Origin of the sequence: Leucobacter denitrificans, assembly GCF_014396385.1 — a bacterium.
GTDB classification, from domain to species: domain Bacteria; phylum Actinomycetota; class Actinomycetes; order Actinomycetales; family Microbacteriaceae; genus Leucobacter; species Leucobacter denitrificans.
The window spans coordinates 2,307,584-2,322,382 of record NZ_CP060716.1 but is presented as its reverse complement, the minus strand read 5'-3'; the positions used below and the strand labels follow the sequence as shown (position 1 = coordinate 2,322,382).

The window sequence follows — 14,799 nt, the reverse complement described above, 5'->3', positions numbered from 1 at the left end:
CACCTCTCGCTCTCGGGCACAGGGAGCGCTACTTGCGGCCTGTAACAGCCCGCGCGACGATCTCACGCATGATCTCGTTGGTGCCGCCGTAGATGCGGTGCACACGTGCGTCGAGGAACGCCTTCGCGATCGGGTACTCGGTGATGTATCCGTATCCACCGTGCAACTGCACGCCCTGATCGAGCACTTCCCACTCGCGCTCGGTGCACCAGAATTTCACCTTGGCTGCCTCGTCAGCGCTGAGCTTGCCCTGACTGTAAAGATCCATTGCTCGATCCACATAGGCCCACAGCACGTCAACCGTTGTCGCCATGTCGGCAAGGCGGAAGCGAGTGTTCTGGAAATCAGCGATTGGCTGCCCAAATGCCTCGCGGCTCTTCGTGTATTCGAGTGTCCAGTTCAGGGCAGCCTCGGCAGCCGCCGCAGCAGCAACACCGATTGAAAGCCGCTCGAGTGGCAGGTTCATCATCAGCTGAAGGAAGCCCTGCCCTTCGACGCCACCGATGAGGTTCTCCTCGGGAACAAAGACATCAGAGAATGACATCTCTGCGGTGTCCCATCCGTGGAACCCCATCTTGTTGAGTGTTTTGCTGTGCTCGAACCCATCCATGCCGTCTTCTACGATCAGCAGGCTGAACGCGTCAGGGCGATTGCCTTCGCCGGTCTTCACGAAGGTCACCACGATATCGGCAGTCTTACCGGACGAAATAAAGGTCTTCGCACCATTGAGAATGTAGCCGCCGTCGACCTTCTTCGCGTTAGTGGTGACGCCGCGCAGATCACTGCCCGCGCCGGGGTCGGTCATGCCGAGCGCGCCAAGAATCTCGCCGGTCGCCATCCGCGGCAACCACTTCTCTTTCTGTTCCTGGGTACCCATGTGCACGAGGTACGGTGCCGCGAGATCATCTTGAATGCCGAACGCGCCCGCGAGCGACCCGAGGCCGGCACCGATCACCTCTTCATTGACGATCGCCCGGAACCGGTAATCCTGCAGCATGCCAGCGCCGCCGAACTCTTCGGGAATCGAGAGGCCAATGATGCCGTGTTCTGCCGCGGCCTTCATTGTGTCGCGATCCACCTCGCCAGCTTCTTCCCACTCACGAGCCTTCTCAGCGGTTGCGTACCGCTTGATGAATTCCTTCACCATTTCGCGGAAGTCGTCGTGAATGTCTTCGTAAATATTGCGTTGCATGGCGGTTATTCCCTTCGCTTGAGTGCGCTTGGTGTGCTGTTCAATGTACTCGAGTTCTGAGGTTAAGCGAAGGCACCAATGCCGGTGATCTCGCGGCCAATAATGAGCGCCTGCACGGTTTCGGTGCCCTCGTATGTGTGGATCGCCTCCACGTCGGTGAAGTGCCTAAACACTCGGTTCTCAATGAGGATTCCATTGCCTCCGAGAAGATCGCGGGCATTGCGAGCAAGGTCGCGTGCGGTTCGTGTCGCGGTGTACTTACCGAGCGAGGCACCTGGCCCCGTGAGTTCGCCTCGCTCCTCAGCCTGCGTGAGGCTCATGAGCAGGGCCTGGAGAGAGGTGAGTTCGCTGAGCATCTCGGCAAGGCGGTTCTGCACGATCTGCGATGCCGCGAGTGGGCGACCGAACTGCAAGCGCTGCTTTGCGTAGTGCACGGCGCTCTCGTACACAGCGTGTGCGTGGCCGAGCGCGGCCCATGCGACTCCGAGTCGTGTGGCCTGAAGCACACGCGAGGTATCTTTGAAACTTCGCGCGAGCGGCATGCGCGCGTCCTGTCCGACCCGCACACCGTCGAGTTCGATGTGTGCCTGCCAGATGGCGCGCATCGCACCCTTGCCTTCGATTGTGCTCGCACGGTATCCCGGGGCATCTTGCGGTACGAGGAATCCTTGCACCTGCCCGTCGTCGCCACGTGCCCACACGACCGAGATCGCGCCGACATTGCCAGACCCGATCCACTTCTTGTGGCCGTTGATCACAAACTCGTCGCCGTCAGATTCTGCGCGGGTTTCGAGGCTCACCGAGTCGGAACCGTGAGTGGGTTCAGTGAGTGCGAATGCGCCGAGCTCGGTGCCGCGGGCGAGGGGTTCGAGCCAGCGGTCTTTCTGCGCTTCCGATCCGCACATTGCAATGGATCGCAGTGCGAGCGCCCCCTGCACCGCAACGATGGTTGCGACTGAGCCGTCGCCTCGCGCAAGCTCCATTGTGGTGAGGCAGGCGGCGAGCAGACTTTGCTTCGGGAAGCCGGGAACGTCGATGCCGTCACGGAGTAAATCGAGGTTGCCAAGTCGTTTCGCGAGGTCGAGCGGATAGTCGGCGCGCTCCCAAAAATCGTTGATAACCGGGCGAACTTCGGTTTGCACGAACTCGCGCGCACGATCGCGGTAAGCGACATCGTCAGCCGGGAGATTCTTGAAAACTCCCGCGACATCAACGTCAATCGGTTCCCACAGCTCGTACTCGGGTTCAACGGTGCCAACGGGTTGTGGCGCTGACTTCTCGGACATACTCTGAGAATGCCGGATCCCACAAAGATAAGTCAACAGATTTGTGTGTTATCTCCACCGGGTCCTTGCGATCTTCGCTCGCCGAATAGGTCCTGCTCCACAATCTCTACGGGTCAGGTTGCGCGCGGCGCGAGTAGGCCGAAACGATCCGCGCTCGAGTGCTCCCAGTCGTGAGCCCACTCCTCGGGTGGATCAGAAAGCAATTCACCCGGCTGAAGCCACCGATAAATCTGGGCATACGATCCGCTACGATCTTCGCCCAGATTTCGACGGAGCATCAGGAACGCCGCGGATTTGCGCGATCTCCTCGGTAACCTTTGGCCCCGGAAGCACTCCACCAAGTCCCGGCTTTGCGCCCTGGCTGAGCTTCAGCGAAACGCATTTGATTTGCGGATCGCTGGCCTTGCCAGCGAACTGATCCGGATCAAAATCTCCGTAAGCCGTGCGGGTTCCGAAATACCCGGTTCCGATTTCCCAAATGAGATCACCGCCGCCCCCGCGGTGATAGTCGGTGAGCCCACCTTCTCCTGTGTCGTGCGCGAAGCCACCCTTCGCTGCCCCCGAATTCAGCGCACGAATCGCGCTGCCCGACAGTGAGCCAAAGCTCATCGCCGAAACACTCAGCATCGCCATATCGTACGGTTGTGTACAGTCTGGGCCTCCAACAGTGACACGAGGAGGTTCGACGGGAGGTTCGAGCGGAACCATCGAATGCATGAGCCATTCACCGCCTTCACGGCTCACATTGGTGAGCGTGCCAAAGGCTTCCTCACCTTTCTCACCCTTCGAGCGAGCGTAAATCACGTCGCGAGTTGTGCGACTAAACGGTCTCCCGTCCCAGTCGCGTTCAATAAAGTACTGCTGAATCTGTGGGCGGATCTTGTTAAGCAGGTACCTGGCGTGACCAATGACGGGATAATTCCGAAGTACAGCTTTCTTCTTCTGCACGAGGTCGTATGTCGCGACCGCGCCCAGCGCAACCACTCCTACTGCGGTCCCGATAGATCCACGGGCTATCCGTTTCTTCGACGTCATTGTCAGTTCCTTTCCGTTAGCTGCTCACTCGAAGTTCACGCTAAGCGGCGCGAATTCTGGTGCGGATCCTCTCTGAAAAATCCCGATTGAGGCATGAGGAACCTCGGCCCAGATCTGACTGCTGCACTCAAGCTCGAGCGGTTCCGAAACAACGAGCTGCGCGTCATCAGGCAGGCTCTCCGTGTCGCCGTCCACAGTGTGCAATATGGTCGCGCCTGCTGAGTGGTAGAGCGAAGGGGCCGACGCTCCAGCAGCGTCGGGGCTGACCCATCGAAGCACGACGAGTTGATTGCCATCTGACGCACAAATGGTTGCCCGAAATGGCGCATCGATCTGGTGCTTTTGTCGGGCACGCTCTACGCGCTCAACCATTCTCGTCATGCCCGCAACAGGATCCTCCGGGAGTCCATACGTCATTGCGAGGTAGAAGCAGACCTCGGTATCGGCGTTACCGAGTATTGAGGGGTAAAGCTGTGGATCAACATCCATCGTGAGTTCCCGTTTAACCTCGGGAAACCTCGGAATTTCACCGTTGTGCTGAAACATCCACTCGTCATGCACGAATGGGTGACAGTTCTGTTCAGAAATGGTGCGACCGGGAGCAGCACGTACGTGTGAGAGGAAGCACCCTGATTCAATCTGAGCGGCGATGTGCCTGAGGTTCAGACTGTCCCACGCGGGTCCTATCTGACGATATTGGCCGAGTGCTCCCCCACGCCCAGACCAAGCAATACCAAAACCGTCTCCATTCGTGGGGAACGCACTATTCAGAAATACCGAAGCGAGTGGATCACCCGGCAGAAATAGCTGCCGTGCTCGAAGGCTCTGGTCAATCAGTGAGTGATTGGGGCGGACGAGTACGTCTTCGAGCGCAATCGATGAACCGAGATAGGCAAGCCATCGGCACATTCGATCCGCCTCTCTGGGAAACCATCGTGTTCCGAAAGTAACCCCAAAGACTGAGCGTCCGTACAGAATCTAGCCGAGTCGCTCCGAGAGTTCGAGCCACTGGTCCTCGAGCGAGGCCACCTCGGCTTCCATAGCGGTAATCTTTGCCATCTCTGAGTTCAGCAGCGTGTAATCGGACTGATCAAGCAAGGCGAGGCCGTCGCGCGCCTTCACGATGTCTTTCTGGAGGCGATCCATCTTGCGCTCAACCGACGAGAGTTCTTTCTCTGCGGCACGCAGCTCGGCACCCGAAAGCGTACTCGCGCTCGCTTGCGGGGCCACTGAGGCTTGCGCTGACCCCTGAGACGCCTTGTTTCGCTCCTCAGCTTTTCGCAGCTCAAGGTACTCGTCAACGCCTCTCGGAAGGTGCCTAAGCCCACCTCCGAAAATCGCGTACTGTTGGTCGGTCACGCGCTCAAGGAAGTACCGGTCGTGCGACACGACGATCAGAGTACCCGGCCACGAATCGAGCAGATCCTCCATCGCCGCGAGCATGTCAGTGTCAAGGTCGTTGGTCGGCTCGTCAAGGATGAGTACGTTCGGTTGGTCCAGCAAGATAAGCAAAAGTTGCAAACGACGCTTCTGGCCGCCCGAAAGATCCTTGACGGGAGTGGAAAGTTGCGCGCTAGTGAACCCCATGCGCTCAAGAAGCTGGCCCGGAGTGAGTTCCTGCGCCTTCGAACCTGAGCCGACAGTAAAGCTCGTGCGAAGCTGCCCGATGACGACGCGTACAGGCTCGTTCCAGTGCTCCTCGAGCTCAGAGAGCTGCTGCGTGAGCTGCGCGATCTTCACGGTTTTCCCGTGCTTCACCCGCCCACTCGTTGGCTCGACGGCACCAGAGATCAGGCCGAGAAGCGTTGACTTTCCTGCCCCGTTGACCCCGAGTATGCCGGTGCGCTCTCCGGGCGCCAGACGCCATTCAATGTCCCGAAGCACCTCTCGGTCTTCGCCACTCGCTGCATCACGAAAGGCCACACCTGCTTCGAGAATATTCACGACCTCTTTGCCGAGACGAGCCACCGCCATCGCTTGCAGCGACACATTGTCGCGGATCTCGGGCACATCAGCGATAAGTTCGTTCGCGGCATCAATGCGGAATCGGGGTTTGGAGGTACGCGCCGGGGCGCCGCGTCTCAGCCAGGCGAGCTCCTTGCGTGCGAGGTTCTGCCGCTTCTGCTCGACGACGGCAGCCTGACGATCGCGCTCGACGCGCTGCAAAATGTACGCGGCGTAACCGCCCTCAAACGGTTCGACAATGCGGTCGTGCACCTCCCAAGTTGCGGTACACACCTCATCGAGGAACCATCGGTCGTGCGTCACTACTAGGAGTGCACCCTGATTCGCGGGCCAGCGCCGCTTCAGGTGATCCGCAAGCCAGGCGATCGCTTCGACATCGAGGTGGTTCGTCGGCTCGTCGAGAAACAGCACGTCCCATTCGCCGACAAGCAACCGCGCGAGAGCCACTCTGCGGCGCTGACCACCCGACAGCGACTCGATCGGAGCATCCCAGTCGAGATCGGCGACGAGACCGGCAATGACATCGCGGATCCGCACCTCGCCCGCCCACTCGTGCTCTGCCAGATCACCGACCACCGCGTGGCCCACGGTCTCGCCGACATCGAACCGATCTTCTTGATCGAGCACACCGACGGTGGTGCCGCCGCGGTAGGTGACACGCCCAGAGTCGGGTTCGCGCCGTTTCGCGAGCATCATAAGCAGCGACGACTTGCCGTCGCCGTTTCGCCCAACGATTCCAATGCGATCACCCTCATCGACGCCGAGCGTCACCGAGTCAAACACTGTTTTCGTGGGCACTTTGAGGTGCAGAGCTTCAGCTCCAAGTAAATGTGCCATCGTCTGCAATCGTAGTTCACCCGCCCTGTCGGGGCCTGCCCGTAAGCTGGGCTGGGAGGAACATATGCAGACGGAGCAGCAGAAGTTCAGAGGTCCAGCGCGCGTCGTTTTGGCCGCTGCGGCCATTGGTCTTGGGCTCATCGTCATCATGACCCCGCTCTCGCCACAGGGCGTCGCAGTCGCCGTCGGCATCGGAATCGCGTGCAGCGGCATCTTGCTCATCGTCGCTCCGAGCACACAGAACCAAACCACACGATCAGTTCTCCCGCTTGTGGCCGGGGTGATGTGCATGGTGCTCGGCGCCGTCGTTGCGCTCTGGCCAGATGCTGGCGCCCCGTGGCTCGCGCTCCTAGTAGCCGTTGCCATCATCGTGTTCGGCATTCACACAGCGACCCGGGCCATTCGCCAACGGACTGACCAGAGCGTCGCTTCACTCATCTCGGCATTCGCGGCGATTCTCATCGGCGTGGTTGCGTTCTCGTGGCCGGTGCTCACCCTGTCGGTCTTCCGCGTCGGGTTCGGTGGTTGGCTGGTATTTATTGGCGCCCAAGCCTTGCTCCAACTGATCTTCGCGCGCAGGTCAACGCGTCGTCGCCCGCCCACTCGTGGGTGGATCCGCACGGCCGCAGCCTCACTTGCGCTCGTTCTCGCGTGCGGATTTGCATTGGGAAGCGCTTGGATTTTCGGTGGCGCTCCGCTCGCAGCGCCGGGAGCGTTCTATACCCCTCCCGCCGACGTGTCTGACACGCCGGGCACGCTCATTCGCGTTGAACCGCTAGATTCCGGTGTCCCAGCAGAGGCGGAAGGCTACCGAATTCTCTACACCACGACACATGCCGATGGCTCACCTGCGATCTCAAGCGGCACAGTGCTGCTACCGGCGCGTCGCGGCACCGATCCACTGCCGCTCATCTCGGTCGCGCACGGCACAACCGGGGTCGACCCAAAATGTGCGCCCTCATTGAGCGCCACCCCATTTTCTGACGGGGCCGCTGCTGCGCTTGAACAAATGGTGGTCGAGCACGGGTGGGCGGCCGTGACCTCTGACTACATCGGCCTCGGCACAGAAGGCCCCCACCCATATCTCGTAGGAGATGCCGAAGCGAGAAACGTGCTTGACGCTACCCGCGCTGCACACGAACTCGCTGACGTAACTCTCGCCGACCGCACTGTCGTGTGGGGTCACTCGCAGGGCGGCCAAGGAGCACTCTGGACCGGGCAGATCGCCGACGCATACGCTCCGGAGATCACGATTGAAGGCATCGCCGCCTTCGCTCCTGCAGCAGACCTGTATGGTCTTGCCGATGCAGATAAGAACGACGCTGCTGGCAAGACTGTGTCAGCGTATATTGCGGCAACCTGGAACGACCTGTACCCAGAACTCGATCTCGACGAGCACCTCACCGCCGGTTCAGCAGTCGGTGTCGAGCGCATCTCGCAACTGTGCTTCAACGGCAAAGACGTGCTTGCCGCAATCATTCGCGGTACTCAAGTCACGAACCAGGTTTTTCCAGACAGCACCCTCGCTGGCGAGTTCGGCGACATGCTCAAGGCACAAACACCCGTGGGCCCATTCCCGGCACCGGTGCTCGTCGCACAGGGCCTAGACGATCCACTCGTAAAACCACAATTGCAAGATCGATGGGTCGAAGCGCGTTGTGCGGAAGAAGAGGCGATCGACTATCGCACCTACGCCGGGTTCGACCACGTGAGCGTCGTCTCGAAAGACTCTCCGCTCACGCCCGAACTCATCGACTGGACACTCGCGCGCTGGTCCGGCGATGCCCCGACCCCGAACTGCTGACTAGGAGCAGCAGCTTCCGCCGCAGCAGCTGCCGCCCGATTCCTGGTCGCCGAGCAAGTTGAGAATCTCGGCGCTCTCAGCACCAGCGAAGCTTGCGATGCCAGCAAGCGGGTTGAGTTCGGCGACCTGCTCGGTCGCCTCGGTGGCCTCGGCTGCCTTTTGGGTGGTGTCAGTCATTGTGGATCCTCTCCTCGTGTACGAATTCTACGCCGCTCCGATGCGAGCAACTCAGTCTTCGGGTTGCCCTTCGGCCTCAAGCGTGAGCACCTGCTCGAACGCGCTCGCAAACATCTCGGGCTGCTGAGCGCCCGAGACCCCGTACTTCTCGTTAATGAGGTAGAACGGAACTCCTTGCACGCCGAGCATGCGTGCGCGGGTGATATCTTGCTCTACGGCTTCACCCAGGTCCTCGTCTTCGAATGCGTCACGCACTTCTTCGGGGTCGAGACCGACCTCATCGAGGACCTCAGCGATCGCGTCAGGGTCACTCATGTTCACGCCCTCTTCGAAGTAGGCGCGGAACAGGCGATCGAGCACCTCGGGGTACGCGCCCTGCTGCTTTGCGAGGTGCAGCACACGGTGTGCCGCCGCGGTATTTGAGTGCTTGAGCTTGTCAAAGTCGAAGGTGATCCCCTCGGCCTTCGCCATGCCCGTCATCTGCTCAAGCATTTGCTCGACCTGCTCGCGTGGCATCCCTTTGTGCTTCGTGAGAAAGTCGATCTCGCTGCCCTCGAAATGGGTCGGTGTATCGGGGGCGAGCTCGTAGCTGTGGCCCTCAATTTCAAACTCGACGTCCGGAAATTTCTTCTGAAATTCTCGTACCCCTGCTTGAAAGCGCTTCGTGCCGATGTAGCACCAGGGGCAAGCAATATCAGACCAAATATCTATGCGGATCGTTTCATTCACACTCCCCCCAACCGCAGACGGCGGGAATGTATTCCGACTATTCGCCGGAGTGTTCCTCACTCTGCCCCTTGGCGGTGATCCCGAGGTCGCGCTCTGCCACAGTCACGAGCGCCGCAGCAACGATCTCTGCCTCCTGCGCGCCAGAAATTGAGTACTTCGCATTCACGAGCGCGAAGGGCACGCCACCTGAGCCAAGCATTTGCGCACGCACGTGATCCTTTTTGACGAGTGGATCCCACTCCTCGGACTCCGCAGCGGCCTCTGCGGCCTCGCCATCGAGCCCCACGTCAGCCGCCAGCGTACCAAGCACATTCGTCAACGAGAGATCCGCCGACTCACTGAAATACGCCGCGAACATGCGCTCAAGAAATTCCTCGCCGAGACCCTGATTTTGCGCGTACTGATATACGCGGTGGGCCTTGCGGGTGTTCCCGTTCTTCACAGTATCGAAGCGAATGTCAACGTCTTCGACTGCGGCAAGTTGCTCTAGCGCTGGGAGCGTGCGTGCCGACTGCTCGAGCGGAACTCCCTCGTACTGCAATAGATACTCGGCCTCGCCACCCTCAAAACGCTCGGCAATGCCGGGAGCGAGTTCGAAACTGTGGTGCTGCACATTGACAGGAACACCGGGAATCCGCTGCTCGAACTGTTCAATTGCGCGCTCAAGTCTTCGCTTCCCGAGGTAGCACCACGGGCAACGTACGTCGAACCAGACGCTAATGTTGATCGCCGGTTCTTGTGTAGCCGACTCGACCATGTGGGTTACAACGCCCACGCCCGCCCGTTTATTCCGGGCAAGGTGCCTTACCCCTCAATGGCCCTCCGGCGCAGTGGCGCCGGGAGCAAGGCTCGGGGTAATAGCCCTCGGCTATTACCCTTCAATGACCCTCCGGCGCAGTGGCGCCGGGAGCAAGGCTCGGGGTAATAGCCCTCGGCTATTACCCTTCAATGACCCTTGCTCCATGCACCGGCCCGGTCACCACGAGAGCACTCACCCCTGAGCGAGTGAGCAGCGATTTGAGTTCCGAGGCCTCCTGCGGGTTGCTCACGAGAAAGGCGACAGTGGGCCCCGAGCCAGACACAATTCCCGCGAGCGCGCCACGAGATTCTCCGAGTTCAAGTAGCTCAGTGAGTTCGGGGGCGAGCCTCAGTGCCGCCGCCTGCAAGTCATTGTGCATGGAATCTGCGAGCGACTCGGCATCGCCAGTACGCACCGCCTGCAGCACCGCGGTCTCGACCTTCACGTACTCGGGTTGTTCACCGAGCTCATTCAGGTGATCGTCGCGATGCTGATCGAGCATGCTGTACACCTCAGGCGTGCTTAGGCCCGCGTTCGAGAGTGCGAGCACCCAGTGAAATGAGCCCTTCGCGAGTGCGGGGCTCAGCTCGTCTCCACGGCCGGTTCCGACAGCAGTGCCACCTTCGAGTGCGAAGGGTACGTCGGCCCCGAGCTCGGCGGCGAGCTCAGAAAGCTTCGTTCGGCCCACATCTGTACCCCAGAGTTCATCGCAGGCGACGAGAGTCGCCGCGGCATCCGCCGATCCACCGCCCATGCCACCCGCGATAGGTACGCGCTTCAGCACCGTGAGATCGACGCCGCCGCCGTACCCAGTGTGCTTGGCGAGCAGTTTCGCAGCGCGTATAGCGAGGTTGGAATCATCGGTGGCGAGCCCGCTAGTGTCGATGGGGCCGCCAAAACGAACGCTGAACTCGTCTGACGCAGTAGCCGTGACCTCTTCATACAGCGAAACCGCTTGGTAGAGCGAAGCCACGTCGTGGTACCCGTCGTGCTGCAGCGCACCGACGCGAAAATACACGTTGATCTTGCCCGGTGCACGCACCGTCACCGATCTCCGCTGACCCCTATTCATGACTCAACGCTAGCGCAATTGCGCATTACTTCTCACACCGAGCGATTGCAAGGAAATCATCAATCGACAATTGCTCCGCTCGCGCGGTCGGCGCAACGCCCGCAGACTCGATGGTTTCTACGGTGCGCGCTTGCCCGAGCACCGGCAGCAGCGCCTGCCGAAGCATCTTGCGACGCTGCGCAAACGCCGCGTTGACCAGCTCGAATGTGCGTGCGCGCTCAGTCTCAGAGCCGAGCGGGGTGGATCGCTTCGCGAACTTCACCAGCACCGAGTCCACCCCGGGAACCGGCCAGAAAATCCGCCTGCTCACGTTGCCAGCGATCGACCAGTCGCCGTACCAAGCTGCCTTTGCGCTCGGCGAGCCGTACTCCTTCGAGCCTGGGCCCGCAGCAATTCGGTAGCCAACTTCGGCCTGCACCATCACGAGCCCGCGTTCGAGCTCAGGAATGAGCTCAAGCAAGTGCATGAGAATCGGCACCGACACGTTGTATGGCAAATTCGCGACAAGCGCTGTCGGGTTCGCGTCGAGCGTCGCGAGATGGTGGTCTGCGAGGTCGAGCGCATCGGTGTGGATCACCCGAAAGCGGTCGCTGGCGTTCGGCTGCATTGCTCGCACCGTGTTCGGAAGCTCTGCCGCGAGGCGCGCGTCAATCTCGATCGCGGTGACATCAGCGCCGACTTCGGTGATTCCAAGGGTGAGGGACCCGAGCCCCGGACCGATCTCGATGACGCTGTCACCCTGCTCAACCCCTGCAAGCCTCACGATCTTGCGCACAGTGTTTGGGTCAATGACGAAGTTTTGACCCAGCTTCTTCGTCGGCGAGACTCCGAGACGCTCTGCAAGCTCACGAACCTCGACCGGCCCGAGCAGCGCCTCGGTCACGCTGCGGCCTCTTCGGCATCAGCCCAACTGCCGTATACGCGCTCGGTGTTGGCAGCAAGCCGCGCGCACGTGTCTTCAAGTGACTCGTCGAGCGTCTCTGCGATTCTGCGCACCGTGTGCGGCATGAGGTACGGGGCGTTCGGGCGCCCGCGAAGTGGTTCTGGAGTGAGGAAGGGTGCGTCGGTCTCCACAAGCACAAGCTCGGGTCGCGCGACGGCGAGCGCCTCGCGCAACGCCGGCGCATTCTTGAACGTCATCGTGCCAGAAAACGACATATACCAGCCGCGCTCGTTGCAGATGCGCGCGAGACCCGCGTCTCCGGAGAAGCAGTGGAACACCGTGCGCGCTGGGGCGCCAACACGAAGCAGCGTCGCAACAACCTCGTCATGCGCGTCGCGGTCGTGAATCTGCAGGGCGATGTTGTTCGCCTTGGCGATCTCGATGTGCGTCTCGAAGGATTCGATCTGCGCGTCGCGACCATCTTCGCCAGTGCGGAAAAAGTCGAGGCCCGTCTCCCCCACCGCGCGAACCCGTGGCTCTGCCGCGAGTCGCGAAATCTCCGACAGGTGCGCGCTCAGCTTTCCCTCGGCAAACAGCTTGGGGGCCTCGTTCGGGTGCAAAGCAACCGCGGCGAGCACGCGCGAGTCGTGTGCTGCAAGCTGCGCTCCCCACCTGCTCGTTTCAAGGTCTGTGCCCACCTGCACGACCCCGCGCACGCCGACCGCCTCTGCACGGTCGAGAGACTCGTCAGGGTCTAGCTGATCCACCCCGTCTTCGAACTCGAGGTGCGTGTGGTTGTCGTACACCGCAATTGGCAGTGGATCGGGGGCCTGCGGCCTCGTAAGGTCGCGCTTCTTCTCGGCGGGAGTCCCGTCGACCGTACTGCGTTTGCGTAGACCGCCCGCGGGCGCTGCACTCACTTCGTATCGCCCTCATTTTCGATGCGTGGAAACAGAACGGCGAGCGGCTGCAGCTCGGTGCCAGCTGCGAGCCTGCCCCAGGTGCCAGCCTCGCGCAGCGGTTGCTCCGCAAGCGCACCGAGCGTCTCTTCGGCGCCAAGCGCAGTCCACAGCTTCGCGGTTGCCTCGGGAATGATCGGATGCAGCAGCTCTGCGAGCGCACGCAGCCCCTCAGTCGCCGTGTAGAGCACGGTTCCCAAACGCGCACGCTTCGCCTCGTCCTTCGCAAGCACCCAGGGCTCCTGATCGGTGATGTAGCCGTTCAGCTCGTCGACCAGTTCCCACACCGCCGCGATGGCGTCGTGGATCGCGAACGCACTCATCTTCTTGTCAGCGGTCGCGGCCGCCCGCGCCGCGAGTTCACGGATCTCTGCGTCAGCGGGTTCTTCTGTGCCTGACTTAGGCACCTTGCCCTCGAAGTACTTCGCGTTCATCGCGAGCACGCGGCTTGCGAGGTTACCAAAGCCGTTTGCGAGTTCAGCCTGGTACCTAGCCGCGAGGTCTTCCCAGCTGAACGAACCGTCGTGACCGAATGAGATGGCACGCATGAAGTAGTAGCGGAACGCATCTGCACCAAAGGTATCGGTGATCTCGTTGGGAGCGATACCCGTGAGCTTCGACTTCGACATCTTCTCGCCACCAACAAGCAGCCAGCCGTGCGCATACACGCTCTCTGGCACATCAAGGCCAGCGGCCATGAGCATTGCAGGCCAGATAACCGCGTGAAAGCGCAGAATGTCTTTGCCGACAATGTGCACGCCGGGCCAGCGACGCTCGAACTCGGCCTCGTCGGCGCCGTAGCCGGTCGCGGTGACATAGTTGAGCAGCGCGTCAAACCACACGTACGTGACATGCGACGAATCCCACGGAATGGGAATGCCCCAGTCAAACGAGGTGCGCGAAATCGACAGGTCTTCGAGTCCCTGCTGCACAAACGCGACGACCTCGTTGCGCGCGCTTGCGGGCTGCACAAAGTCGGGTCGCTCTTCGTAAAGCTTCAGCAGTCGCTCCTGGAACGCGCTCATACGGAAGAAGTAATTCTTCTCTTGCAGTAGCTCGAGCGGCTTCGAGTGGATCGCACAAACCTTTTCACCCTCGAACGCGCCAGTGCCGTCGACGATCTCGCTCTTCGGCTTAAACTCTTCGCACCCGACGCAGTAAAGCGCCTCGAACTCGCCGGCGTACACGTGGCCGTCGTCGTAGAGCTTCTGCAAGAACTTTGCGACGCCCTCTTCGTGGCGCTGGTCAGTCGTGCGAATAAAGTCGTCGTTCGAAATGTTGATCGTGTTCAGCAACGGCTTCCATGCCGTCTCCACCAGCCGATCCGCCCACTCCTTGGGCGCGACGCCGTTCGCGGTCGCCGTGCGCAAAATCTTCTGGCCGTGCTCATCGGTGCCGGTGAGGAACCAGGTGTCGTCGCCTGACTGGCGATGCCAGCGCGCGAGCACGTCGGCGGCTACCTCGGTGTATGCGTGGCCAATATGGGGCGCGTCATTCACATAGAAAATCGGCGTGGTAATAAAGAACGAAGAGGGCTGTGCCATGGCTCCCATTCTATTGCCCGCACGACCGCCAATCTGTCGTGTTACCCAGCGACCTCAATCACGGGCTCGTGATGCACCGGAAAATTCACCGATCTCGCGATAAAGCACACCTTGTAGGCCTCGGCGTGCGCGGCCATCGCGGCATCGACCATACTTGCGTCTTGCACCGTGACCACCGGGTGCAGCGTCACCTCGGTGAATGCCCCACCGAGTCCCTCCTGTTTCATCGTGCCGGTCGCTTCGTCACGATAAGCGGTCACGACGACACCCGCCTTCACCGCCATGTGCAGGTACGACAGCATGTGGCACTGAGCGAGCGCGGTTACGAGCAATTCTTCGGGGTTCCATCGGTCGCGATCACCATGAAATGTTGGATCTGCGGACCCCTCAAGCTCTGCCTTTCCTTCGGCCCGAATGAGCAACTCGCGCCCGTACTCCCGGTACCCGCTCGTGCCGGTGCCCCGGTTTCCGACCCACTCGACCTCGACCCGGTATTCGTGCTCGTCTTTCATACCTG

14 protein-coding genes are annotated in these 14,799 nt (G+C 60.9%); 1 reads left to right on the top strand and 13 read right to left on the bottom strand.

Going from position 1 to position 14,799, the window contains the following annotated elements:
* Positions 1-28 precede the first annotated feature (28 nt).
* From H9L06_RS11220 to H9L06_RS11200, 5 genes are all read right to left on the bottom strand, one after another.
* Complete coding sequence (locus tag H9L06_RS11220; RefSeq protein ID WP_187555239.1) at positions 29-1,192, bottom strand: acyl-CoA dehydrogenase family protein; 1,164 nt, start codon at positions 1,190-1,192, stop codon at positions 29-31.
* A gap of 62 nt (positions 1,193-1,254) precedes the next feature.
* Positions 1,255-2,478: an acyl-CoA dehydrogenase family protein gene (locus H9L06_RS11215; protein WP_187555238.1), complete on the bottom strand. Its 1,224-nt coding sequence runs from the start codon at positions 2,476-2,478 to the stop codon at positions 1,255-1,257.
* Between the two features lie 246 nt (positions 2,479-2,724).
* The gene (locus H9L06_RS11210) at positions 2,725-3,513 is read right to left on the bottom strand and encodes a glutamate synthase-related protein (RefSeq protein ID WP_187555237.1); all 789 of its coding nucleotides are present in this window, start codon (positions 3,511-3,513) and stop codon (positions 2,725-2,727) included.
* 24 nt (positions 3,514-3,537) lie between these two features.
* The gene (locus H9L06_RS11205; protein WP_187555236.1) at positions 3,538-4,422 is read right to left on the bottom strand and encodes a class II glutamine amidotransferase; all 885 of its coding nucleotides are present in this window, start codon (positions 4,420-4,422) and stop codon (positions 3,538-3,540) included.
* Positions 4,423-4,491: 69 nt separating this feature from the next.
* Positions 4,492-6,315, bottom strand: coding sequence for an ABC-F family ATP-binding cassette domain-containing protein (locus H9L06_RS11200; protein ID WP_187555235.1), 1,824 nt, complete (start codon positions 6,313-6,315; stop codon positions 4,492-4,494).
* A gap of 64 nt (positions 6,316-6,379) precedes the next feature.
* Here H9L06_RS11200 and H9L06_RS11195 point away from each other — a divergent pair, with 64 nt between their 5' ends.
* Positions 6,380-8,119, top strand: coding sequence for a lipase family protein (locus tag H9L06_RS11195; RefSeq protein ID WP_187555234.1), 1,740 nt, complete (start codon positions 6,380-6,382; stop codon positions 8,117-8,119).
* On the opposite strand, the gene H9L06_RS11190 is transcribed toward H9L06_RS11195, so the two are convergent.
* From H9L06_RS11190 to H9L06_RS11155, 8 genes are all read right to left on the bottom strand, one after another.
* Complete coding sequence (locus tag H9L06_RS11190; protein ID WP_187555233.1) at positions 8,120-8,296, bottom strand: hypothetical protein; 177 nt, start codon at positions 8,294-8,296, stop codon at positions 8,120-8,122.
* Positions 8,297-8,347: 51 nt separating this feature from the next.
* Entirely contained in the window at positions 8,348-9,025 is a 678-nt protein-coding gene (locus H9L06_RS11185) for a DsbA family oxidoreductase (protein WP_187555232.1), read from the bottom strand.
* A gap of 37 nt (positions 9,026-9,062) precedes the next feature.
* A complete protein-coding gene (locus tag H9L06_RS11180) occupies positions 9,063-9,800 on the bottom strand; it encodes a DsbA family oxidoreductase (protein WP_187555231.1) in 738 nt (245 codons plus the stop codon).
* Between the two features lie 163 nt (positions 9,801-9,963).
* Positions 9,964-10,896, bottom strand: coding sequence for a 4-(cytidine 5'-diphospho)-2-C-methyl-D-erythritol kinase (locus H9L06_RS11175; RefSeq protein WP_187555230.1), 933 nt, complete (start codon positions 10,894-10,896; stop codon positions 9,964-9,966).
* 25 nt (positions 10,897-10,921) lie between these two features.
* Positions 10,922-11,779 (bottom strand): 16S rRNA (adenine(1518)-N(6)/adenine(1519)-N(6))-dimethyltransferase RsmA, encoded by an 858-nt coding sequence (rsmA, locus tag H9L06_RS11170; protein WP_187555229.1) that lies wholly within the window; start codon positions 11,777-11,779, stop codon positions 10,922-10,924.
* Positions 11,776-12,699 (bottom strand): TatD family hydrolase, encoded by a 924-nt coding sequence (locus tag H9L06_RS11165; RefSeq protein WP_187555228.1) that lies wholly within the window; start codon positions 12,697-12,699, stop codon positions 11,776-11,778. Before H9L06_RS11165 ends, rsmA begins: the two co-directional genes overlap by 4 nt.
* Positions 12,696-14,282 carry a methionine--tRNA ligase gene (gene metG / locus H9L06_RS11160; RefSeq protein ID WP_187555227.1) on the bottom strand — a complete coding sequence of 529 codons (1,587 nt, stop codon included), beginning with the start codon at positions 14,280-14,282 and terminating at the stop codon, positions 12,696-12,698. Before metG ends, H9L06_RS11165 begins: the two co-directional genes overlap by 4 nt.
* Positions 14,283-14,323: 41 nt before the next feature.
* Positions 14,324-14,794, bottom strand: a complete 471-nt coding sequence (locus H9L06_RS11155) for an OsmC family protein (protein WP_187555226.1) — start codon at positions 14,792-14,794, stop codon at positions 14,324-14,326.
* Between the last annotated feature and the right edge of the window lie 5 nt (positions 14,795-14,799).

Bases quoted from the DNA above. Each gene is read 5' to 3' on its own strand.
- H9L06_RS11220 (WP_187555239.1), bottom strand. From the start codon at position 1,192: ATGCAACGCAATATTTACGAAGACATTCACGACGACTTCCGCGAAATG.
- H9L06_RS11215 (WP_187555238.1), bottom strand. From the start codon at position 2,478: ATGTCCGAGAAGTCAGCGCCACAACCCGTTGGCACCGTTGAACCCGAG.
- H9L06_RS11210 (WP_187555237.1), bottom strand. From the start codon at position 3,513: ATGACGTCGAAGAAACGGATAGCCCGTGGATCTATCGGGACCGCAGTA.
- H9L06_RS11205 (WP_187555236.1), bottom strand. From the start codon at position 4,422: ATGTGCCGATGGCTTGCCTATCTCGGTTCATCGATTGCGCTCGAAGAC.
- H9L06_RS11200 (WP_187555235.1), bottom strand. From the start codon at position 6,315: ATGGCACATTTACTTGGAGCTGAAGCTCTGCACCTCAAAGTGCCCACG.
- H9L06_RS11195 (WP_187555234.1), top strand. From the start codon at position 6,380: ATGCAGACGGAGCAGCAGAAGTTCAGAGGTCCAGCGCGCGTCGTTTTG.
- H9L06_RS11190 (WP_187555233.1), bottom strand. From the start codon at position 8,296: ATGACTGACACCACCCAAAAGGCAGCCGAGGCCACCGAGGCGACCGAG.
- H9L06_RS11175 (WP_187555230.1), bottom strand. From the start codon at position 10,896: ATGAATAGGGGTCAGCGGAGATCGGTGACGGTGCGTGCACCGGGCAAG.
- metG (WP_187555227.1), bottom strand. From the start codon at position 14,282: ATGGCACAGCCCTCTTCGTTCTTTATTACCACGCCGATTTTCTATGTG.
- H9L06_RS11155 (WP_187555226.1), bottom strand. From the start codon at position 14,794: ATGAAAGACGAGCACGAATACCGGGTCGAGGTCGAGTGGGTCGGAAAC.